The following is a 23009-nucleotide window of genomic DNA, read 5'->3' as shown; positions in this document are numbered from 1 at the left end:
GGCGAGCGAAGCGCCAGCACCTGAAGCTAAGACCATGATAGGGCAGGCTCGGTTCGCCGTTATACTCGCCGCACTGTTCGAGGACCACCATGATTTCATTACCAATCGATGCTGTCTTGCCGGCCCTGCGCCAGGCTCTGGAACAACGCGACGAAGCCGTGCTCGAAGCGCCGCCCGGCGCCGGCAAGACCACCCGCGTGCCGCTGGCGCTGCTGGACGCGCCATGGTTGGCCGGGCAGACCATCCTCATGCTCGAGCCACGTCGGCTCGCCGCCCGCGCGGCAGCCGAGCGGCTGGCCAGCGAACTGGGTGAAAAGGTCGGCGAGACCGTGGGTTATCGCATCCGCCTGGACAGCAAGGTCGGGCCGAAAACCCGCATCGAAGTGGTCACCGAAGGCATCCTGACCCGCCGCCTGCAGGCCGACCCGGCGCTCGAAGGTGTGGGGCTGCTGATTTTCGATGAGTATCACGAGCGCAGCCTGGACGCCGACCTGGCCCTGGCGCTGAGCCTGAATGGGCGAGAATTGCTGCGCGACGATCCGCCGCTGAAGATCCTGCTGATGTCGGCGACTCTAGAGGGTGAGCGTCTGTCGCGGCTGCTGGGCGATGCGCCGGTGGTGAGTAGCGAAGGGCGCATGCATCCGGTCGATATCCGCTGGGGCCGGCCTTTCCAACCGGGTGAATTCATCGAACCACGGGTCGTCGACAGTGTGCTCCAGGCCCTGGCCGAGCAACCCGGCAGCGTGCTGGTGTTCCTGCCCGGCCAGGCCGAGATCCGCCGCGTGCACCAGAACCTGCAGGACGCCCTTGGGCAGCGCCCGGACATCTTGCTCTGCCCGTTGCACGGCGAGCTTGACCTGAGCGCTCAGCGCGCCGCCATCGACCCGGCGCCCAAGGGCCTGCGCAAGGTGGTGCTGGCGACCAACATCGCCGAGACCAGCCTGACCATCGACGGCGTGCGCGTGGTGATCGACGCCGGCCTGGCCCGGGTGCCGCGCTTCGACCCCGGCAGCGGCATGACTCGCCTCGACACCCAGCGCATTTCCCGCGCCAGTGCTACCCAGCGCGCCGGCCGTGCCGGCCGCCTGGAGCCAGGGGTGTGTTATCGCCTATGGTCCGAGGCCCAGCATGACCAGCTGGCGGCCCACGGCAGCGCGGAAATCCTCCAGGCCGACCTCGCCGGCCTGGCCCTGCAACTGGCTCGCTGGGGTGTCACGCCCGACCAGTTGCGCTGGCTCGATCAGCCGCCAGCGGCGGCGTATGCCCAAGCCCAGGACCTGCTGGCGCGCCTCGGTGCGTTCAAGTCCGGCCGCCACGACCAGCTCAGCGAGCATGGCCAGGCCATGGCCGAACTGCCAGCACACCCGCGTATCGCCCACTTGCTGCTGCGTGGCCAGGACCTGGGGCTGGCGACGATGGCGTGCGATGTCGCTGCGTTGCTGGGCGAGCGTGATATCCAGCGCGGCGGCGGTGCCGACCTGCACAGCCGGCTGGCGCTGGTCAGCGGCGAGAACAAAGGCAGCCGTGGCGGCCAGGGCGGAGTGCAGCGCGCCCGGCAGCTGGCCCGCCAATACCGCGGCTTGCTGCGTGGCAAAGCTGGCGCGGCGGTTGCCGACCCCGACCATCCACGTTGGCTCGGCGCCTTGCTGGCCCTGGCCTATCCGGACCGCGTCGCCCAGCAGCGGCGCGAGGGCGGTGCGGAGTACCGTCTGGCCAACGGCCGGGCGGCACTGTTCGCCGAGGTCGATGCGCTGATGAAATGCCCGTGGCTGGTGGTCGCCGACCTGGGCAGCCGCCAGGGCCAGCGTGAAGAGCGCATCTACCTGGCTGCCGAGTTCGACGCGACGCTGCTCGACGGTGTGTTGGCCGATCAGGTCGAGCGGGTCGACATCCTCGACTGGGACGAACGCGAGCAGGTGCTGCGTGCCGAGCGCCAAACCAAGGTCGGCGAACTGGTGCTCAGCCGCGAGCCGCTAGCGGGCCTGGACGACGACGCCCGGGCCAAGGCCCTGCTCGGCCTGGTGCGGCGCAAAGGCCTCAACCTGCTGACCTGGACTCCCGAGCTGCGCCAGTGGCAGGCGCGGGTGGCGCTGCTGCGCCAGCTCGACCTGGACAAGGACGGCCACAGCGAATGGCCCGACCTGGGCGACGAAGCGCTGCTGGCCAGCCTGGAAGACTGGTTGCAGCCGTATCTGGGCAAGGTATCGCGGCTGAGCCATTTCGCGGCCCTGGACCTGCCTTCGATGCTGCGCAATCTCCTGCCCTGGCCCTTGCCGCAACGCCTGGACGAATGGGCGCCGACACACCTGTCGGTGCCGTCGGGCTCGAACATCCGCCTGGACTACAGCGAACAGCCGCCCATTCTTGCGGTGCGTTTGCAGGAGCTGTTCGGCCTGGCCGACACCCCACGCATCGCCCAAGGCCGCCAGCAGGTCAAGTTGCACCTGTTGTCGCCGGCGCGGCGGCCGGTGCAGGTGACCCAGGACCTGGCCAACTTCTGGCGGACCACCTATGCCGAGGTGAAGAAGGATCTGAAGGGGCGTTATCCCAAGCATTATTGGCCGGAAGACCCCTTGATCGCCGAGGCTACGGCGCGGGCGAAGCCGCGGGGTACCTGATTGCGAGTGCGGGCGGTAAACAGGTACCGCAGGTCGATGATTGATTGACGCCAAAATAATGGCCACCTAGCATCATCGACTTTTTGCCGCATTACCCGGTTTCGAAGGATCGAACATGTTTTTCCTCGTCCCGCGCCTGCGCGCCAATGGTTGGCTCGTGTGCGCCTTTTTGGTTGCTTCCTCTCCTGTAGCCGCTGCCGTCTCCATCAGCACGCCCGGTGATCAGGATCTGATTCGCGAGCGTCAGAATCGCCTGCTGGAAGAGCAGCAGCAACGCCTCGAACAACTCAAAGAGTTGCCTGGTAAAGAGGCAGAGCCGGTGGTGCCGGCGAAGCCCAGCGATAGCCGGTGCTTCCAGATCGACAAGATCGAGCTCGCCGGTGCCGAGGCACTGTCCGCCACAGAGCGTCAGCGTCTGCTCGAACCCTACCTGGGCCAATGCCTGGGTGTCGTGCAACTCAACGCACTGCTCAAGCGCATCACCGATCTCTACATCGGCAAAGGCCTGGTCACCAGCCGTGCCTACCTGCCTCAGCAGGACCTTTCCAGTGGCCATTTGAGGGTCATCGTGGTGGAGGGGCGCCTGGAAGGCCTGCGACCCGCTGACGGCAGCAAGCTGTCGGCCCGCGAACTGGACATGAGCTTCCCGGGGCGCTCTGGCGACCTGCTGAACCTGCGCCAGATCGAACAAATGGTCGACCAACTCAACCGCCTGCCTTCCAACCAGGCGCAAATGGAGCTGACCCCGGGCAAGGCGGTGGGTGGTAGCGAAGTGGTTGTGCGCAACACCCCGCAAAAGCCCTGGCGCGTGGGCCTGTCGCGCAGCAACGATGGCCAGCGCAGCACCGGTGAACAGCAGTGGGGCAGCAGCTTGGAGTGGGACAGCCCGTTGGGTCTGGCCGACCAGTTGATGCTGCGGGGCAGCCACGATGCCATCAGCGACCACCAGAAGACCTCGCGCAGTGCCATGCTCTATTACAACCTACCGTTCGGCTGGTGGAACCTCAGCTACAGCTACAGTCAGAGCGAGTATCGCGCGCTGGGCGAGGGGCAGGGTTTTACCTTCAAGCAGACCGGCGACAGCCAGAACCACCAATTGCGACTGGAGCGTGTCATCCACCGCGATGCCATGAGCAAGACCTCGCTCAACACCGGCCTTGGCTACCTGCGCACCAACAACTTCATCGAAGACAGCAAGCTGACCAGTAGCAACCGCTTGAGTGAAGCGCAGTTCGGCATCAACCACGGGCGGAGAATCGGCAACGCCTTCGTCAACCTCGACCTGGGCATGCAGGAGGGCATCGGCGCCTTCGATGCCCAGCGTGAAAAGCAGCGCGACAAGAATGGCGAGCGCCTGCCCAACGCCCGGTACCGTAAGTACACCGCCACGCTCAGCTACCTGCAGCCGCTCCAGCTCTGGGGCGAGTCACTGCTGTTCAGCAGCATGGTCACAGGCCAGCGCAGCGAAGACCCGCTGTTCAGCTCGCAACGCATGAGCCTGGGAAGCCAGTCGTCGATCCGTGGCTACAAGGATCAGAGCTTGTATGGCGACAGCGGCTACTACTGGCGCAACGACCTGCGCTGGAGCCGGCAGGTCGCCTGGGATTGGCTACGCCCAACGCTGACCGAATATGGCCTGGGCCTTGCCTACGACGTCGGCGCCATTCGCCATGACCGCTACAACAGCGGGCAAAGCGGGCGGTTGTCCAGCGATGCCATCGAACTGTTCGCCCGTGGCAAGAACCTCGCCGCCAGCGTGACCTTTGCCCACTCCCTCGAGCGGCCAAGCGCCATCGAGAAGTCAGAGGCACCGGTCTATTTTCGCCTGGACTTCTACCTCTAATTCAGATTTTCCGAGTATCGACATGGACGTTCGTCAATTCGCCTTCCTGGCCCGTCAGCCCTCGGCTGCCCTGCAACCCCGTCAGACCTTCTGGGGGCTGTCCAAGCGTGGCCTGGCCTTCATGCTGGCCAACATGATGTTCTGGCATCCGCTGGTGGTCATGGCCGATGGCATCAAAGTCAACGGCAGCGGCACCAGCCTCGGCCAGGCAGGCAATGGCGTGCCCATCGTCAATATCGCCAAACCCAACGCTTCCGGGCTATCGCACAACAAGTTCAGCGACTACAACGTCGGCCAGCAGGGCGTGATCCTCAACAACGCCACCGACCGTACCCAGTCCACCCAGCTGGGTGGGATCATTCTTGGTAACAGCAACCTGGGCGGCCGTGCGGCCAGCACCATCCTCAACGAGGTAAGCGGTGGCAACCCGAGCCAGTTGAAAGGCTACACCGAGGTGGCGGGCAAATCGGCCCACGTCATCGTCGCCAACCCCTATGGCGTCACCTGCAATGGCTGCGGCTTCATCAACACGCCGAAGGCCACCTTGACCACCGGCAAGCCGGTCATCGAGAACGGGCAACTGCAGCGCTACCAGGTGGAGCAGGGCAGCGTCGCCATCGAAGGTGCCGGCCTCAACGCCAACAACGTCGATCAGTTCGAGATCATCACCCGCAGTGCCAAGATCAATGCCGAGATCCAGGCCCGCAACCTGGCGGTGGTGGCCGGCAGCAACGATGTCGATGCAAAGACGCTGGCCGCCACCCCGCGTGCCGCTGACCCCACCCAGGCACCGCAGTTGGCCATCGATTCCTCGGCCCTGGGCGGCATGTACGCCAATACCATCAAGCTGGTGGGCACCGAGGCCGGTGTCGGGGTGAAGCTCGACGGCAAACTGATCGCCAGCGGTGGGGATATCCAGCTCGACGCCAACGGCCAGCTGCGCATGGCCGCAGCCACTGCAACCAAGGGTTCGGTCGCGATCAATGCCGGCCAGCTCGACGCCCAAGGCGCGGTGTATGCCGGCAATGAACTGAAGGTGCGCACCCAGGGCGACCTGAACAACCGGCAGACCCTCGCTGCCGGGCAGCGCATCAGCCTCGACAGCGGTGGGCGCCTGAGCAACCAGGGCATCATCGAAGCAGGGATCAACGCCGACAACAGCCGCAACACCACCGGCGACGTACGCCTGAATGCCCAGCACGTCGATAACCACGGCAACACCGTGGTGGCCAGCCGCGACCTGGGCGTCACGGCGCAGCAAACCCTGAACAACCAGGGCGGCACCCTCAGTGCCAAGCGGCAACTGACGGCCAGCGCCGACACCCTCGACAACCGCAATGCCGGCAGGCTGCTCAGCGGCGGCCAAGCCGACCTTGCTGGCGCACGCCTGCTCAACGGCCAGGGCGGGTTGATCGACGGCGCGACCGTGGTCAACGCCAAGGTCGGCCAGTTGGACAACGCTGCCGGGATCGTGCGCGCCGGCCAGCACCTTGGCCTGGCGGCCAGTGGCGCTGTGGATAACCGCGCAGGCCAGCTCACCAGCCTCAAGACTCTGGACCTCAAGGCCGGCCAGGTGAGCAACGGCAATGCCGGGCGTATCGCCAGCAACCAGGCACTCACCGCCAATGTCACGGGGCTCGACCAGAGCAACGGTGGTCGCCTGACCAGCGTCAGCGAACTGAGCCTGACGCTGAACAAAGGCCATCTGAACAACCAGGGCGGCCTGATCAATGCGTCGCGCCTGACGCTGAGCGAACTCGACAGCGTGGATAACCATCGGGGCGAGATCTCTAGCGCCCAAGCGTTCGTGCTGATCGCGCGTAGCCTCGACAACAGCCTCGGCAAGCTGCTTGGTAACCAGAGCCTGACCCTGCATTTGGATCAGGCGCTGAACAACCAAGGCGGCCTGATTTCCGCGACCGGGCTCGATGTGCGTGCCGCGAGTCTGGACAACCAGCAAGGCGGGATCGATGCCAAGGGCAACCTCGCTCTACGCGCCGGCCAACTGGACAATCGCGCCGGCAGCCTGCAGGCCGGTCAGGAGGCCCGGTTCGATGTCGACCAACTGGACAATCGCCAGCAAGGGCTGCTCAACAGCCTGGCAGCCCTCAGCTACAACGGTACGCAGTTGGACAACCGTGGCGGCCTGCTCAGCGCCGGCGGCCCGGTTCGCCTGCAAGCTGACAGCCTGGACAACAGTGGCGGGCGGATTTCCAGTCAGCGTGCGCTGGTGGCCGAGCTTGGTCGAATCATCAACCAGGGTGGCGAGCTGGTAGCCCAAGGTGACCTGCTATTGACCGGCACCCACCTGGACAACCGTGGCAATGGCCTGGTCGGCGGTACCAGCGCGCTGCAACTGAACGTGGCCGAAGTCGACAACCGTGGCGGGGAAATCTCCACCAGCAAAGGCCTGACCCTGCAAGGCAGCCGACTGGACAACAGCGACAGCGGTAAGGTCCTGGCCGGCACCGCGCTGCAGTTGCAGGTCGCCGAGGTGCTCAACCGTAACCTGGGGCTGCTGTCTGCCGCAGGGCCGATGAGCATCGTCGGCCAGCAACTGGACAACCAGCAGGGGCGCCTGGTCAGTGGCGAGGATCTGGATATTCGCCTGGGCGGCGGGCTGGCCAACCTTCAGGGGCTGATCAGTGCCGAAGGGCACCTCACTGCCAATCTCGGTCGCCTGGACAACGACAGCGGCAAGCTTTCCAGCGCCTTGGGCCTGGCTGTGACCAGCAGTGGTGCCCTGCTCAATCGCCAGGGCTCGATCACCACCGACGGCGACCTGGCGATCACCAGCCACAGCCTCGACAACAGCCAACTCGGCGTGCTCAGCAGCAACGGGGCAGCCAAGGTCGCCACCGGCACCTTGGACAATCTCCAGGGCGGCCAACTGGTCAGTGGCGATGGTCTTGAGCTGACGGCGGGCCAGCTCAACAACGGCCAGGGCAGCCGTATCGCCAGTGAAAAGACACTGGTCGCCAGCGTCTCTGGCCTGTCCCAGGATGGCGGCGAACTGTTCAGCAAACGTGCGTTGACCCTCGACCTGAACCAAGGCGTACTGAGCAACCGCCAGGGGTTGATCAACGGGCCGCTGCTGGTGCTGAAAAATCTCGCCGAAGTCGACAACCAGCGAGGTGAGATATCCAGTGACCAGGCTTTCACCTTGGCGGCACGCAGCCTGGATAACCGCAACGGTCGACTGATCGCCGGACAGGGCCTGACCCTGCGCATCGACCAAGTGCTGAACAACCTCAAGGGCCTGGTCTCGGCCGATGCCCTGGACCTGCACAGCGCCAGCCTGGACAACAGCCAGGGCCTGATCAGCAGTCGCGCCGATCAGGTACTGGTCGTCGATGGCGAATTGCTCAACCAGGGCGGCACGCTGATCGCCGATCAACGCCTGGGCGTACAGGCCGGCAGTCTGGTCAACCAGCAGGGGCAGGTCTCTGCTGGCACCGAGTTGAACGCGCAGGTCGGCAAGCTCGACAACCAGGCAGGCGTGCTGGTCTCAATGGGGGGGCTGGCACTCAGCGGTGGCACCCTCGACAACCGCCAGGGCGGCCTGGTAGGTGCCACCCAGAACCTGGACCTGCAGTTCGCGGCGGTGGACAACCGCGCTGGCGAGCTGTCCAGCAAGGCTGACGTCAGCTTGGGCGGTACTCGCCTGGACAACAGTGATGCCGGCAAGGTGCTCGCCGACGGTTCGCTGCAAATAGCCGTCGCCGAGGTGATCAACCGCAGCAAGGGTGTGCTCTCTGGCCAGGTCAGTCTGCACTTGACCGGTGAAAGTCTGGACAACACCGGCGGCCTGCTGCTCAGCCAGCAAGCCATCGATGCCAGGCTGCAAGGCAAGCTCGACAACCGTCAGGGCCTGATCAGTGCCGAGGGCACCCTGAACCTGGCGAGCGGCGAACTCGACAACCGCGCCGGCAGTGTGTCCAGCGCAGGTGTGTTGACGCTCGAGCACACCGGCAACGTGCTCAACCAGGGCGGTGAACTGGTCACCGATGCCGCGCTGCAACTGCGTGCCGCCCAAGTCGCGAACACCGACCAGGGCACCATCAGCGCCAAAGGGCCGGCCAGCATCGAGGCCAGCAGCCTCGACAACAGCCGCAAAGGCCGGATCGACAGCGGCGCCAGCCTGGACCTGGCCACCGGTCAGTTGAGCAATCGCGACGGCGGGCGCATCGCCAGTGACGGTGCGCTTGCGGTCAATGCCACTGGCCTGGATCAGCAAGGTGGGCAACTGTTCAGCAACAGCGCATTGACCTTGGACTTGAACCACGGCCAGCTGGATAACCGCCAGGGCCTGATCAATGCCCCGCTGCTGGTGCTCGACAACCTCGGCGAGGTGAACAACCAGGGCGGCGAGATATCCTCGGCCCAGGCCTTCACCCTAGCTGCCCGCGGCCTCGACAACGGCAGCGGCAAGGTGCTGAGCAACCAGTCGCTGGCCCTGCGCATCGACCAGACCTTGAACAACATCAAGGGCCTGGTCGCCGCCGAAAGTCTCGATATTCGCGCTGCCAGCCTGGACAACAGCGGCGGCACGCTGACCAGCCGTGGCGGCCTCGACCTGAAGGTGCTCGACAGCCTGAACAACAGCCAGCAAGGCCTGATCAACGCCGCAGGCCTGCTGGATATCGCTGCCCGTTCCGTGGACAACCAGGCAGGCTCGCTGCTGGGCAACGCCATTCGCATCGACTTCGGCGGTGCCACAGGCGACTTGAACAACGACGGTGGCCTGATTACGACCGCTGGCGCGTTGACCTTCGACCATCTGCGCGACTTGAGCAACCGCAGCGGTGAAATCTCCACCCAGCAAGGCCTCCGCCTGTCCGGCCGTAACCTGGACAACAGCGCCGGCAAACTGATCAGCAGCGGGCAGTTGAATGTCACCGCCCAGCGCCTGCTCAACCAGGGCGGTCTGGTTTCGGGCTGGCAAGGCCTGGGCGCCGACCTGGGCAGCCTCGACAACAGCAACCAGGGCACCTTGTCCAGCCGCAGTGGCGCGCTGGACGCCCACGTCAGCGGCGATCTGCAGAACAGCGCCGGTGGCGCGCTGGTCAGCCAGCAGGCCCTGAGCGTGTCGGCGGCGAACCTGGACAACAGTGGCGCCGGCATCCTGTCCAGCGCCGGCGAGCAACGCCTGACCATCCGTGGCCTGCTGAGCAACGGCCAAGGCGGCCTGATCGACAGTGGCGCGGCCCTGACCCTCGAGGCCATGGCCCTGGCCAATGGCGCCGGCAACATCAGCGCCCAGCAGGCCCTGGAGGTGAACGCCAACAGCCTGGACAACAGCGCCGGCAGCCTGATCGGCAACGCCGCCGTCACTCTGAAGCTGCTCGGCGCGCTGACCAACAACAACGGCAAGCTCGCCAGCGCCGGCCCGCTGCGTATCGATAACGCCACCCAGGTCAGCAACCAGGGTGGCCAGATCGCTAGCCAGGGCTTGCTGAGCCTGTTCGCCAGCAGCCTGGACAACCGCAATCGCGGCACCGTCGCGGCCAACCAGCAACTGACCCTGGCCGTTGACGGCGAACTGCACAACAGCGCCGATGGCCTGATCTACAGCCAGAACGGCGGCCTCGACGTGCGCGCCGCCAGCCTGGGCAACGCCAAGGGCACCCTGCAGAGCCAGGGTGCCTTGGTGCTGGTGACCGGTGATATCGACAACCAGAGTGGCCGCATTCTCGCCGACGCCGGCGACCTCGGCGTCACGGCCGGCAACCTGGACAACCGCGGCGGCGTGCTGTCCAGCCTGCAAGGCGCGCTCAACGCCGACCTGCGCGGCGTGCTGAAGAACGGCTACGACCTGAACAACAACCGCCAAGGCGGTATCACCCAGGCACAGTCCCTCACCCTCAAGGCGCTGGCGGGTATCGACAACTACGGTGGGCGGATCGCTGCGCAGGCCGGCGACGCCCTGGTCACCACCGCCGATTTCGACAACCGCAACGGTGGCTTGTACGCCCAGGGCCTGGTCAAGGTCAGCGGCGGTAGCTTCGACAACAGCGGCGACAACGATGGCCAGATCGCCGGCCAACGCATCGACCTTGACCTCAGCGGCGCGCTGAACAATCGCCTGGGCATCATCGAGAGCGACAGCACCCTGGCGATCAGAGCAGCCAGCCTCGATAACCAGACTGGCCAGTTGCGTGCCTTGGGTAGCAGCGGTGTCACGCGCTTCCAGATCGGCGGCCAGTTCGACAACCGCAACGGCACCCTGGAAACCGCCAACAGCGACCTCAGTCTCGGAGTTGGCAGCTTCCTCAACGGCGGCGGCAGCCTGCTGCACGTCGGCAGCGGAAACTTCGACATCAGCACCGCCAACGTCACCGGTGCAGGCGGTAGCATCGTCACCCGCGGCGGCCTGACCCTCAACGCCAGCAGTTGGAGCAACAGCAACGTCATCCAGGCCGGGCGCCTGACCGTCAATGTCGGCGAGTTCAGCCAGACCGCCAGCGGCCAGTTGCTGGCCAGCCAGGCGCTGGTCGGCAGTGGCAATAACTGGAGCAACGATGGCCTGATCGCCAGTGATGGCAGCCTCAGCCTCGACCTGGCGGGCACCTACGCCGGCAACGGCCGCCTGAGCAGCCGCGGCACCCTCGGCCTCGATGCTGGGCAGATCAACCTGAGCAGTGCCGGCAGCATCGCTGGCGGCGGCGTCACCCGCGTGTCGCTGGCCGGCCAACTGAACAACGCCGGGCGCCTGACTTCGGCTGCGGGGCTCACCCTCGGCGCGAGTGGCATCAGCAACCAGGGCACCCTGGGCGCGGGCGAGGCACTGACCCTGACTACCGGCGCCCTGGTCAACAACGACAACGGCCTGATCTTCAGCGGCAAGGACATGGGCCTGCGGGTCGACAGCCTGACCAACAGCTACGCCGAGATCTACAGCCTCGGCACCCTGACCGTCGATCGCGACGGCCAGGGCAGCCTGGCCAGCAGCATCGTCAACAGTTCCGGCTCGCTGCAGAGCGACCTGTCGATGAGCCTGGCCGCCAGCACCATCCAGAACGTGCGTGCGGTGCTGCAGACCGATAACAAAGGCCTGTACACCGCACGCGTGGGCGAAATCGCCTGCATCGAGGGCTATAACGCCGGCGATTGCAGCGGCAAGCGCAACCACGTCTGGGAAATCGTCCAGCGCGACAAGTTCGAAGTCATCGACGCCAGTGCCGCTTCCAGCATCACCACCGGCGGCAACCTGAACATACGCGGCGGTGACCTGCTCAACAGCAGCAGCACCATCGGCGCGGGCGGCAACCTGGTGGCCACGGTCGACAACCTGACCAACACCGGCGTGGAGACCGGCGAAACCGAGACCACCCGTATCGTGCGTTCGCAGCGCACCAACAACGCTGGTTCGCTGTCTTCGCTGGCCAGTTCGATCACCAGCAAGTACTGGTACGAAAGCGCGAGCTACGACCCCGCCAATCTCGGTGGCCTGGAGGCCGACCTGGCCCGTTTCATCGGCAAGACCGAGGCGGAACTGGTAAGCCTTGGCAGCACGCGCAAACTGTCTGCTGGCGACCAGCGCTATGCTGCCGTCATGCAGGCCAATGGCGCGGTCAGCATCAACGCTGGTAATGGCATCAGCAATAGCGTCGTGCGCCCGGGTTATGCCTACATCGGCAGCGGTGCCCGCACCGACACCACGGCGCCGGGCACGGCGTTCTCCACCCGCATCACCCTCAACCAGCAACTGCCGCCAGACCTCGCCCAGCAGCAAGTCAACCCGCTGGCGCTGCCGGGCTTCAGCCTGCCGACCGGGCAGAACGGCCTGTTCCGCCTCAGCAGCGAGGCGGGCAGCACAGCCGCCAGCGGCCCGCAAAGCTGGAGCATGGCTGGCGCGAGCCTGGGCCTGGCCCAACGTCAGCAACCCCTGCCGTTGATGCAGGGGAGCGACATTCGTGCCGCCGACGCCAGCCTGGCGACCGCCAGCAGTACCGCACTGAGCACCGCCGAGCGCGCCCAGGCAGCTATCGTCGGCCCCGCCAGTGCAGTCGATACCCGCCTGGGCGGATCCTCGGCGGTGGATGACAGCATCACCCAGGCTACCGCGCTCAACGGCCAGGGGCCGCTCACCATTGAGCGGGTGCAAGGCCTGCCGGACAGCAGCGTGCGCAGCAACCCGCACAAGTACCTGATCGAAACCAACCCGGTGCTCACCGACCTCAAGCAGTTCATGAGCTCCGACTACCTGTTGGATAACCTCGGCTACGACCCCGACGAGAGCGCCAAGCGCCTGGGCGACGGCTTCTACGAACAGAAGCTGATCCAGCAAGCCGTGCTCGCCCGCACCGGCCAACGCTTCATCGATGGCCAGGGCAGCGACGAGCAGTTGTTCAAGTACCTGATGGACAACGCCATCCAGAGCAAGCAGCAGCTGAACCTGGCCGTTGGCGTGAGCCTGACCTCCGAGCAGGTAGCGGCGCTGACCCACGACATCGTCTGGCTGGAAACCGCCGAGGTGAACGGCGAACAGGTGCTGGTGCCGGTGCTGTACCTGGCCCACGGCAACGACCGCCTGGCGCCCAATGGCGCGCTGATCGCCGGCAACGACGTCAGCCTGATCGCCGGGCAGAACCTCGACAACGTCGGCACCCTGCGCGCCAGCAACAACCTCTCGGCCCAGGCTGGCAACGACCTGATCAACAGCGGCCTGGTGCAAGCCGGCAACCGCCTCGACCTGCTGGCTGGCAACGACCTGGTGAACAAGGCCGGCGGCATCATCGCCGGGCGCGACGTCAGCCTGGCCGCCGTGCAGGACGTGATCAACGAACGCACCCTGACCTCGCACCAGAGTAGCAACGGCAGCTACACCCAGCAGCGCGACTTCGTCGACACCGCTGCTCGCGTGGAAGCCGCGAACACTCTGGCGATCAACGCCGGGCGTGATCTGGACAACAACGGCGGGGTGCTCGGCAGCGGTGCCGACACCACACTGCAGGCCGGTCGCGATGTGAAGTTGACCTCGGTCGAGCAGGTCGTGGTCAACGACCGAGGTGTGCGCCATATCGACAGCAGCGTGACCCAGAACGGTTCGAGCGTGCAGGTTGGGCGCGATCTGAGCGTGAGCGCTGGGCGCGATATCAGTGCTGTGGCCAGTGCGATCGAGGCGAAGCGGGATGTGGCCATGACGGCGACCGGGGATTTGCAGCTGCTGGCGGCTGCGGATGAGCAGCATTCGGCGAGCAAGACGCGGAAAGTCACCAGCCAGGAGGATCGGGTAACCCAGGTGGCCAGTACGGTCAATGCGGGTGGCGACCTGAACCTGAGCGCGGGTAACGATCTGACGCTGCTGGCCAGCAAGGTCAAGTCAGACAAGGAAGCCTACCTCTACGCGGGCAATGACCTTGAGTTACTGGCGGCCCAAGACGAAAGCTACTCGTACTTCAAGAAGAAGAAGGAGGGTTCGTTCGGCAAGGGCAGCAGCACGCGGATGAACGAAAGTGAGTCCAGCACGGTGGTGTCTTCTCTGGTCGAGGGGGCACAGGGCGTCGACATGCTGGCCAAGCGCGATGTCAACGTACAGGCCTCGCGGGTAACCAGTGAGGGTGATCTGACGGTCACTGCCGGGCGTGATGTGAACCTACAGGCCGCCATGAGCAGTTCGTCGAACGCCTCGGCTTCGTCCAAGTCGGGAGGCTTCGGCCTCTCGTCCACCAGCAAATCCAGCGCTCAATCGTCGGTCGTGACTGTGGCTGAAGGATCGACGCTCAGTGGCAATACGACTCAGGTGCAAGCTGGCCGAGATATCAACGTGGTTGCCGGTAACGTGGTATCCACCGAGAAGACCACGCTCAGCGCGGCGCGTGATGTACGCATCGACAGTGCAGTTGAGACCGATTCATACGGAAGCAGCGAGGCCAAGCGTAAATCCGGCCTGATGAGCTCTGGTGGCATCGGCATCACGTTGGGTACGGCGAAGAATTCGTCGACCCAGCAAAGCCACAGTGAACTGCAGAAGGGCAGCACGATCGGCAGTGTGTTGGGTGATGTCGATATCCAGGCGGGCAAGGATCTGACCATTCGCGCCTCCGATGTGATCGCCGGCCAAGACATCAACCTGGCTGGGCAGAACGTCAGTATTTTTGCAACGCAGAACCACGCGACCAGCGAGCAGACGCAGAAATCCAGCAAAAGCGGGCTGACACTGGCGCTGTCCGGGGTGGTAGGCAGTGCCGTCAATACCGCCTACCAGAATGCCCAAGCGGCCCGCAGCGAAGACGACAGCCGTCTGAGTGCGTTGCAAGGCATCAAGGCAGGTCTGTCCGGTTATCAGGCCTGGCAGGCTGCGCAAGGTCTGGAATCGGGCGCCAAGGAAGGTCAGTTCGTCGGAATCGCACTCTCGCTAGGTACGCAGAAATCCAGTTCCAGCCAGCACTCCGAGCAGATGGCTAGTCAAGGCAGCAGCCTGACCTCGGGGGGCAACCTGAGCATTGCTGCCACAGGTAAAGGGGCGCTGGGCGTTGACGGCGACATTCACGTCCAGGGCAGCCAACTGAAAACTGGCAAGGACCTGCTGCTGGCGGCCAATCGCGACATCGTGCTCGAGTCGGCAGGTAATACCCAGAAGCTCGATGGCAAGAACAAGAGTGGTGGTGGCTCTGTCGGCATCAGCCTTGGAGTGGGCTCCAGTGGTGCTGGTCTGAGCATTTTCGCCAATGCCAACATGGGTACTGGTGGTGAAAAGGGCAACGGTACCACCTGGACCGAAACCACCCTCGACGCTGGCAACAAGGCAAGGCTGGTCAGTGGTCGGGATGCCAACCTGGTAGGCGCGCAGGTCAATGCCGAGCAGATCGAAGCCAAGGTAGGTCGTGATTTGCTGATCCGAAGCCAACAGGACAGCGACCGATACGACAGCAAGCAGTTGGAAGTGGCCGGTGGCGTCAGCGTCACGTTGGGCGCTGGTGGCAGCGGTTACTTGTCGATCAACAACCAGAAGCTGCATTCGAACTACGACAGCGTGCAGGAGCAAAGCGGCCTGTTTGCGGGCAAGGGCGGCTACGACATCGAGGTGGGTAAGCACACCCAACTGGATGGCGCGGTGATCGCCAGCAGCGCCGATCCGACCAAGAACCGCCTGAGCACCGCTACGCTGGGCTGGAGCGAGCTGGGCAACAAGGCCGATTTCAAGACCCAGGGCCAAAACCTCAGCGTCAGCGGTGGCGGCAGTGTCGGCGAAGAATTTACCGGCAACATGGGCAGCGTCATGGCCGTTGGCTTGAACCGCAGTGGGAGTGCCAGTGGCACGACCCGCTCGGCGGTCTCCGAAGGCACGCTGGAGGTCAGGGATACGGCCAACCAGCAGCAAGATGTCGCCAGCCTCAGTCGCGACCCTGCCAGCGCGAATGACAGCATCAGCCCCATCTTCGACAAGGAGAAAGAGCAACGCCGCCTGCGCACGGTTCAGCTGATCGGCGAAATCGGTACCCAGACAATGGACGTGATCCGTACCGAGGGTGACCTGCGCGCCTTCGAGGCGGGCAAACAGGCTGTAGCTGAGCGCGACGCGGGCGAGTCGGCCAAAGATTATGGAGAGCGGGTACGCAATAGTCCTACCTACAAGAACGCCATGCAGTCCTACGGCACCGGTAGTGAACTGCAGCGCGCCGCGCAGGCAGTGACTGCGGCACTTCAAGGGCTGGCGGGTGGCAACCTGGCCGGTGCACTCGCAGGGGCCTCGGCACCTTACCTGGCCCAGCAGATCAAGCAGGTGTCGGGCGACAACGAAACGGCGCGCCTGATGGCCCACGCGGTGCTGGGTGCGTTGGTGGCACAGGCCCAGGGCAACGGTGCCGCCGCAGGTGCTGCGGGGGCGGTGAGTGGCGAGCTGATCGCCAAGCAGATGTACCCGGGCAAAACCGTAGATGAACTGACTGAAGACGAGAAACAGACGGTATCGGCACTGGCAACGCTGGCGTCCGGCTTCGCTGGGGCTGTCGTCGGTGGCGATGCGAGCAGTGCCGTGGCAGGTGCCGCGGCTGGCAAGAACGCGGTCGAAAACAATCATCTGACCCTGGATGGGCGGATGTACCTGAAGCAGAAGGAGCGTGAATACGCTTCGGCCTGCGGCGGGGCTGCGGGAGGGTCGGATGATTGCCAGAAGCGGGCAGATGAGATTAGCAAACTGCGCAAGCTGGGCGACAGTGTGCTGGAAACCGAGTACACCGTGGTGGGCTCGGAAATGGGGCCTGACCAGTTCAGCCATACCAAACCTGGCGATATTGTTGCGTGCGCGAATTCCGGCAACGGCTTCTGCCTGGTTACCGATGAGGCAATACAGACGTCTGCCGGCAATGAATGGAAACTCGTTGCTGCAAGTGATGCTGAGGCTGCAGGACAGGTTCAGCGGAACAAGATGGAGGTCGAGCGCGCGACCATCGCTGCTGATAAATTCGGGCTGGATGCCTACAACTCGGGTTGCGGCAGCTCTGGGGTAATCGGTGTAGCTTGCCAACTCTACACAAGCTTGGGCGGTGCGAACCCTGTCAGCGGGTATGAGCCTACAACTGGCGATAGAGTGTTGGCCGGTGCTGAGGCTATTCTCAACTCGCTGGGGTTGGTAGGAGCTGTTGCAGGACGCTTCGGTACGATCACAACCGTCTCGGATGAGATGAAAGCTAACCCTTATCATCCCGACTGGCAGAACTATGTTGGAAGTGAGCGAGGTGTCGGCGCCGATGCGGTTAAGCGAAACGAAATAGGCCTTACCACTGACGAAATCGTCAAGTACGATGACTCATTGAGTGTCAGCACGGGGTCGGCTCAGCACAAGGAATTGCGTTGGAATGAATACGTTGAGAACGGTGGCAAATGGGATTACGACCGGTGGGCAAACGTTTATGATACGAACATGGTTCGTGCAAAACAGGCCAATGCCGCAGTGGATATTTATCATTCGACAATTGGCTGGGGGCAACGAGAGGTGACGGTGAATACTGTTGTCGATGGTGCGAACTATGCCCGCCGCTTAGATATCGCTGATGTAGATATCCAAAAGGGCATTGAGTACAAGATGGGGTATCAAACAGCCACACAGTCAAATTTGTGGGAGGTGGCGCGAGACAAAGTTCTAGTTGATCAAGGTTGGCAGGTTGAATGGGTGTTCCGAGATCAGGCTTCCAAACCATTGCTGGAAGCGTTGGAAAAAGCCGGTATTTCAATAAAGGTAGGGCATTGACTTGAGCGCGGAAGATGATATTTTTGAGTATTGGTTGATGGACATGAGTGATGCCATTGATCGCTTTATAAATGGTTTTTCCAAAGAAGCTCGCCAGTATTTTGACTACTCTCCTGATTCTTTGGATTTTTTGGAGCGTTGGCTGATTGAGCGATATGGGACCATTGAATTATTGCATCAGAAAGATCAAGCGGCTGTAGTTGATGGGGCTGCGAGGTACGTTGGGCAGGTTTTTAGGCGCCACTTAGGTGGTAAGTGGTTTATTGATAACAATGATAAGAAGAATGTTTATTACAAGCGCCCGCAACTGTCGGGTATGAAAGGGCAGCTTGCACAGTTTAGTCCACTTAGCTTGGTAACGGCTTCGTTAGATCGTCGAACGGGGAGTTATATGAGTAGCATTTTTAAAAAGTTTGAGGCTAAAGCGGAAAAATAGGATTTGAAGTAAAAGATATATCGCAAGCGCCGTATGGATCATGCAGTGGAAATTCACAGCAACTTAAGGCTAAAAGGGGGCAGATTTGAATGGCACTTACTTAACGTGCTTCGGGTGCCCATTTTTTCTGACCTCTGCCCTTGCTGACCGACGTGGCTTAGTCAGCAAGGGATAAGCCTGAGGTCTTCGCTTTATCGACGAGAATGGGACAGATTTATTTTTCTCTCTTCAGTTGCCGCGCTGGAGTGAGCGAGTGGTGCGAAAATAAATGTGCCCCCTTATTTCAGTCCCCTTATTTCACCTTATTTCACAGCTATGTAGATAGCGCGCTGAGATATGGGAAGGTCTCTCCAGTGGTCCTGGCGGTTATGTTATCGAGTACAACGTAGGAAAGGTCATCGGGACTAATGCAGCGGGCGTCCCAACCTCCACGATTAAGGTTAATGTTCGTGATGGGGTGATTCAGACGGCGTTCCCGCTCTAATTTAGGAGATAATCATGACTAACGATGGCTCTCTGATGGAGCAATTTATTGCTCAGGAATTGAATGCTTACGTGCGCTCTGTTTTGAATGGGGCGCTTGAAGAAAGGGCGCGCTCGGATAATGTTTTGATCAGGGAGTTTGAGTTTAATTGTTTTGATGTTGTTCTTGATTTCGAGAGAAGAGTGGTTAAGTTGCAGGATGCCCTTTCGTCAGGTGTTGAAAGCTCTACTGAGTTGCCAATGTCAGACTTTATTTCTGCATGTGGTTTGAGTTTGTTGTGATCGTAGATAAAGAGCCCCGAGGAAAAAGGGGGCAGGAGAGAATGGGGATGGATTTATTTTTCTCTCTTCGGCCGGTCTGCTGGAAGAGCGAACTGACACGGGAGAGTTTTACTTCATCCAACGACATGCAAAGCATAGATGCATGCATGACTGTCCGTTGAGGATTAGGAAATGGGGACTCGGAGAATGGGGGCAGATTTATTTTTCTCTCTACAGTCGCCCCGCTGGAGTGAGCGAGCGGTGCGAAAATAAATCTGTCCCCTTTCTTGCTCAAGTTGAGGGAAAGCGACCATGAATCGATTAACAGTTGGACTGCTATTGGGCTTGATTGCAGGTGTGCCAGCAGGAGCGGTCAGGTGAAACGGACTATCGCGTTCCTGGGCCTGCTACTAGGCGGCTGTGCTGCAAAGCAGCAATTTCACGATGAGACAAGCGTCCCCGTCGCGAATAACACCTATGCGGTAACGCAGCAGGTAATAGAAGCTTACCAACAGGGCGATAAGGCCCGTTGGGGCCGCCTTCTTTGCCAAAAAAGCGATGACGTTCCCCTCACAGGCTGGAAATCCATGCGCACTCTTGTCGGGGATATTACAGACATCAAACTGGTGAGGCTTTCCGAGGCGACAAACGCCGGAAATTCCTTTGCTATGGACTCAACCACTGAGGTGGTTTACGAGGTTCAGGCTGATAAGTATCCCCTGAGGAAGCTCCTGCTAAAATTCTTTCCGACCAAGGAGCCAGACTGCGTAGGTTTGCTTTACTAACCGAGCACGGAATATTTTCGCAGGAGAATGGGGACAAGGAGAATGGGAGAATGGGGACAGATTTGTTTTTGTCTTTGTGAATGAAGTAGAGAGAATCCAGGGACGGCGCGTGGAGTTGCGAGGGCAGGGAAGACCCAAGCACAATAGCGGAAAATAAATCTGTCCCCATTTTCCCTTCGCTGGAGAAACTGGATTTGTAGGTACGGGTAAAGCTGCGGCTAATGATGCGAGTTTTACAGCAACATCCACATCAGGATGGACGAGTATCTCGAGTGACGCTCGCGCGGTGGTCCAGGACGTCGCGTACCATTGAGGTGTGCCGATGCCCTCTAACCAGCGCACGTGGAGAAAAGGAGACAGATTTATTGTCTCGGTGAGTGCCGATAGCAAATAAATAAATCTGTCCCCTTTCTTGCCTCTATATGGAGTTCGTACGGCAGGCCGTGCCATGTAGTGAAATAGAGCTTATCCGTGCCGCCTTGAAGAGAGGACAGCTAACCGGTGGCCCCGGTTTTGTGAATGAAGTAGAGAGAGTCCAGGGGCGGCGCGTGGAGTTGCGAGGGCAGGGAAGACCCAAGCACAATAGCGGAAAATAAATCTGTCCCCATTTTCCCAAAATGGTTGCCGCTAAGTAAGTGCCATTCAAATCTGTCCCCTTTTCATGTTTTTCGTGTCCCCTTTTTCGATCGTTGTTCTACGGCGAACAAGGGTTAATCAGATGTAGGATTGGGGTTCGAGTTGAGTAAGGGATAGCCGTGTTCGGGATGATTGCCATTCCCGATCTCACCTGCCCTGAGTCTCTCACATAATCGTTTTCCGTGCCCACCAAGGTTCGTTTTCCTGATTGAACCATAGTGTCCACGATGAGTTTTTTCTTCGCGATGTCTGGTTTAAAACTCGGATCCACCGGCCAGATTTGCACGGCATAGGCCTGGGTGAACAAAAACAAATTCGGAGCGGTGTCTATTGGTGTTTGTAAGTGCGCGCAGGTAACTTCGCGGGTTTGCATTCCAAGAATCTTTTTGTAATGAGGTTTGTCGTAACTGGCCAGAATCAGTTTTGTCCGGGTTTGGATTGCTAGTGCTTCCTGGGGGTGGCAGGGCGTCAGTTCTCCATAGGCATAGGAGCACCAGTCCACTTGAGTTATTGTGACAATCTCCTCAGGTTTTACAGACAAATCTCTCTGGATGCTCAGTTGGTCTTGCGGTTTATCGTATGGGATGGCTGTACAGCCGGTTAGCAATGCGAGCGTGACAAAAGCGATGAAGGGTAAATACATGGTTTTCCTTTTTTTGAGAACTGGACTGGGTAGGCATTCAGATCGGTAACTGCCAATCCTAACGTCACCATGGCCTGATTCCGCAGGAGCAAATAGGGCACCACTTTTATGCAGGGCTGAAATCGTGGTCTGTCCCCGATTTTTTGCGGGCGTCGAGTGTCAGGACCTGCAGGCACTGTTGATTCCGCAGAAAATTTCGAGATTCGGTATCTTACCAGTAATGCAGTGGGGCCGTTACTCGAGTGGCAGGCGCGGAAAGTGCTTCACGAAAAAGGGACAAGCTTAAGATTTATTATCCGCAGCGCCGCTGTAGAATTTATCTAACGCTGAAAAAATGAAACCTTGGGCTTGTCCCCTTATTTCCGTGCATCTAGATTAGCCGGTTCTTCGCGATCTCCACATCATTCATCAACGCTTTGGCTAGCATACTCAGATAGTCCGCAGCGCCGAGTAGCTTGTGGTTGTCCTCCAGGTCGCCTTCGCGCACCAGATGTTTTATGTAGCCCAGCAAGATGGAGACCTGGTCGTACGCGACGTCGATGGGGATACCTGGCTGAACGCGCAAAAGGTTTCTTGGAGGGTTGCCCACATCCAGAAAGGTTTCTACGCCGGCTGTGCAGATGGTTTTCCTCTCTTCGCTCATGGTGTCAGCCTTTCTGGTCAGCCTCGCAATCTTGGGCGAATCGCAGGAGTTGGAAGCCGAATGCTGTTTTCATGATGCACTCTCCAGGCCCTTGATATGGATGATCAAGCCGCCCAGGACGTCGTTGAGGATTTCCATGGTATCGAGGGTGTAGGCACGCTCTTCGTCGGTTTCGGCTTTCAGGTATTCATCACCGGCTTTGGTGAGGCGCTGCATGATGCCGGTGGCGCGGGTTATGGCTTCTTCGCGAGTGAGTGCGGGGGTGGTCAGGAAGTAGGAGGAGGGTTGGTCGGTTGGTGGATCGGGTACGATTTTTTTCATGGTCAATATCCTGATATGGGTCGGAAACCGACCACCCGCTCTTCTCACGGAGTGGGGTGGCGGCCGTACGCGAGGTGAGAATCCGCGTTTCAGGCACCGCGGCTAGACCGAAGTCTGCACGCGCACAGCCGCCATAACAGAAAGCTATGCCTGAAATACCGCACCGGCTTCTCACGGCCGCTCGCCATTTGGGCGAACAATGACCTTAGCGCTGTGGTATTTCCCCGCCTATCAGACGGCATTCGACACGGGGCGTAGGATAGTTCGGCAGTGGCGTGCCACTGAAGCATTTGGACTCAGGTTCGGAATGTTCTTACAGGTGGGGTGTGGTGTGGATATCGTGGCACTGGGGGACGCCCGGCGTGGGTTTGAGCCTTGCAGTGCGGCTGATATCGAGGAGGGTGTCAGAAATTTTGTGTTCGGGCATAACATGAGTAAGAGGTGCATGTATGCCAACCAAAAAGAAACCCTTGCGTGACCTGCCCAAAATCCCCAAAGAACTGCTGGAGCAGTTCGGTGAGGGCCTGATGACCGCAGAAGCCATCGAGGATGCCTCTGCGGCGTTCAAGAAGGCCCTGATCGAACGTGCGCTGCATGCCGAGCTGGGTCACCACCTGGGCTATCCGCCGGGCGCGCAGCGCCCAGAGGATGAAACCAACCAGCGTAACGGCAAGAGTGGCAAGACGGTTTTGACCGGCGATGGCCCGCTGCGGCTGGAGATTCCTCGCGATCGAGACGGCAGCTTTGCGCCCATTCTGATCCCCAAGCACGAGCGCCGTTACACTGGCTTCGACGACAAGATCATCGCCATGTACGCACGTGGAATGACGGTCAGAGAGATCCGAGCTTTTCTTTCCGAGCAGTACGGGACAGAGGTTTCGCACGACTTCATCAGCTCTGTGACAGACGAGGTCATGGAAGAGATCGGCGCGTGGCAACAGCGGCCCCTGGAGCCGATGTATCCGGTTATTTTCTTTGATGCGCTGCGGGTGAAAATCCGCGAAGAAGGCCTGGTGCGTAACAAGGCCATTTACCTGGCGCTGGGCGTTCTACCCGACGGGACGCGGGATATCTTGGGCATCTGGATCGAGAATACCGAGGGTGCGAAGTTCTGGATGAAAGTGTTCAACGACCTCAAGACGCGT

Annotated in this window: 10 protein-coding genes; 7 read left to right on the top strand and 3 right to left on the bottom strand. The window is 61.2% G+C overall.

Going from position 1 to position 23009, the window contains the following annotated elements; genetic code table 11:
* Positions 1-89: 89 nt before the first annotated feature.
* The 6 genes from hrpB to IAE37_RS10365 all read left to right on the top strand — a co-directional run bounded on the left by hrpB (position 90) and on the right by IAE37_RS10365 (position 19621).
* On the top strand, positions 90-2618 hold the full coding sequence (gene hrpB, locus IAE37_RS10390) for an ATP-dependent helicase HrpB (RefSeq protein WP_201173093.1): 2529 nt from the start codon (positions 90-92) through the stop codon (positions 2616-2618).
* Between the two features lie 115 nt (positions 2619-2733).
* Positions 2734-4461, top strand: a complete 1728-nt coding sequence (locus IAE37_RS10385; RefSeq protein WP_201173089.1) for a ShlB/FhaC/HecB family hemolysin secretion/activation protein — start codon at positions 2734-2736, stop codon at positions 4459-4461.
* Positions 4462-4483: 22 nt separating this feature from the next.
* The gene (locus IAE37_RS10380) at positions 4484-17656 is read left to right on the top strand and encodes a hemagglutinin repeat-containing protein (protein ID WP_201173086.1); all 13173 of its coding nucleotides are present in this window, start codon (positions 4484-4486) and stop codon (positions 17654-17656) included.
* A 1-nt stretch (position 17657) separates the two neighbouring features.
* A complete protein-coding gene (locus tag IAE37_RS10375) occupies positions 17658-18092 on the top strand; it encodes a hypothetical protein (protein ID WP_201173342.1) in 435 nt (144 codons plus the stop codon).
* 498 nt (positions 18093-18590) lie between these two features.
* Positions 18591-18857, top strand: a complete 267-nt coding sequence (locus IAE37_RS10370) for a hypothetical protein (protein WP_201173080.1) — start codon at positions 18591-18593, stop codon at positions 18855-18857.
* Between the two features lie 356 nt (positions 18858-19213).
* Entirely contained in the window at positions 19214-19621 is a 408-nt protein-coding gene (locus IAE37_RS10365; protein ID WP_201173078.1) for a hypothetical protein, read from the top strand.
* Positions 19622-20315: 694 nt separating this feature from the next.
* Here the strand turns inward: IAE37_RS10365 and IAE37_RS10360 are convergent.
* The 3 genes from IAE37_RS10360 to IAE37_RS10350 all read right to left on the bottom strand — a co-directional run bounded on the left by IAE37_RS10360 (position 20316) and on the right by IAE37_RS10350 (position 21864).
* Entirely contained in the window at positions 20316-20900 is a 585-nt protein-coding gene (locus IAE37_RS10360; RefSeq protein ID WP_201173076.1) for a hypothetical protein, read from the bottom strand.
* Between the two features lie 370 nt (positions 20901-21270).
* Entirely contained in the window at positions 21271-21543 is a 273-nt protein-coding gene (locus IAE37_RS10355; RefSeq protein WP_201173074.1) for a DUF3077 domain-containing protein, read from the bottom strand.
* A gap of 69 nt (positions 21544-21612) precedes the next feature.
* Complete coding sequence (locus IAE37_RS10350) at positions 21613-21864, bottom strand: hypothetical protein (protein WP_201173073.1); 252 nt, start codon at positions 21862-21864, stop codon at positions 21613-21615.
* Between the two features lie 449 nt (positions 21865-22313).
* Here IAE37_RS10350 and IAE37_RS10345 point away from each other — a divergent pair.
* On the top strand, positions 22314-23009 hold a 696-nt coding region (locus IAE37_RS10345), incomplete at its 3' end, for an IS256 family transposase (protein ID WP_201173072.1).

This window comes from Pseudomonas sp. S31, assembly GCF_016648105.1.
Classification (GTDB): Bacteria; Pseudomonadota; Gammaproteobacteria; order Pseudomonadales; family Pseudomonadaceae; genus Aquipseudomonas.
This window is presented reverse-complemented; position numbering and strand designations above follow the sequence as displayed.

What these genes read in the sequence shown, in the direction of transcription:
- hrpB (WP_201173093.1), top strand. Translation starts at nt 90, where the DNA reads ATGATTTCATTACCAATCGATGCTGTCTTGCCGGCCCTGCGCCAGGCT.
- IAE37_RS10360 (WP_201173076.1), bottom strand. Translation starts at nt 20,900, where the DNA reads ATGTATTTACCCTTCATCGCTTTTGTCACGCTCGCATTGCTAACCGGC.
- IAE37_RS10380 (WP_201173086.1), top strand. Translation starts at nt 4,484, where the DNA reads ATGGACGTTCGTCAATTCGCCTTCCTGGCCCGTCAGCCCTCGGCTGCC.
- IAE37_RS10350 (WP_201173073.1), bottom strand. Translation starts at nt 21,864, where the DNA reads ATGAAAAAAATCGTACCCGATCCACCAACCGACCAACCCTCCTCCTAC.
- IAE37_RS10370 (WP_201173080.1), top strand. Translation starts at nt 18,591, where the DNA reads ATGACTAACGATGGCTCTCTGATGGAGCAATTTATTGCTCAGGAATTG.
- IAE37_RS10385 (WP_201173089.1), top strand. Translation starts at nt 2,734, where the DNA reads ATGTTTTTCCTCGTCCCGCGCCTGCGCGCCAATGGTTGGCTCGTGTGC.
- IAE37_RS10355 (WP_201173074.1), bottom strand. Translation starts at nt 21,543, where the DNA reads ATGAGCGAAGAGAGGAAAACCATCTGCACAGCCGGCGTAGAAACCTTT.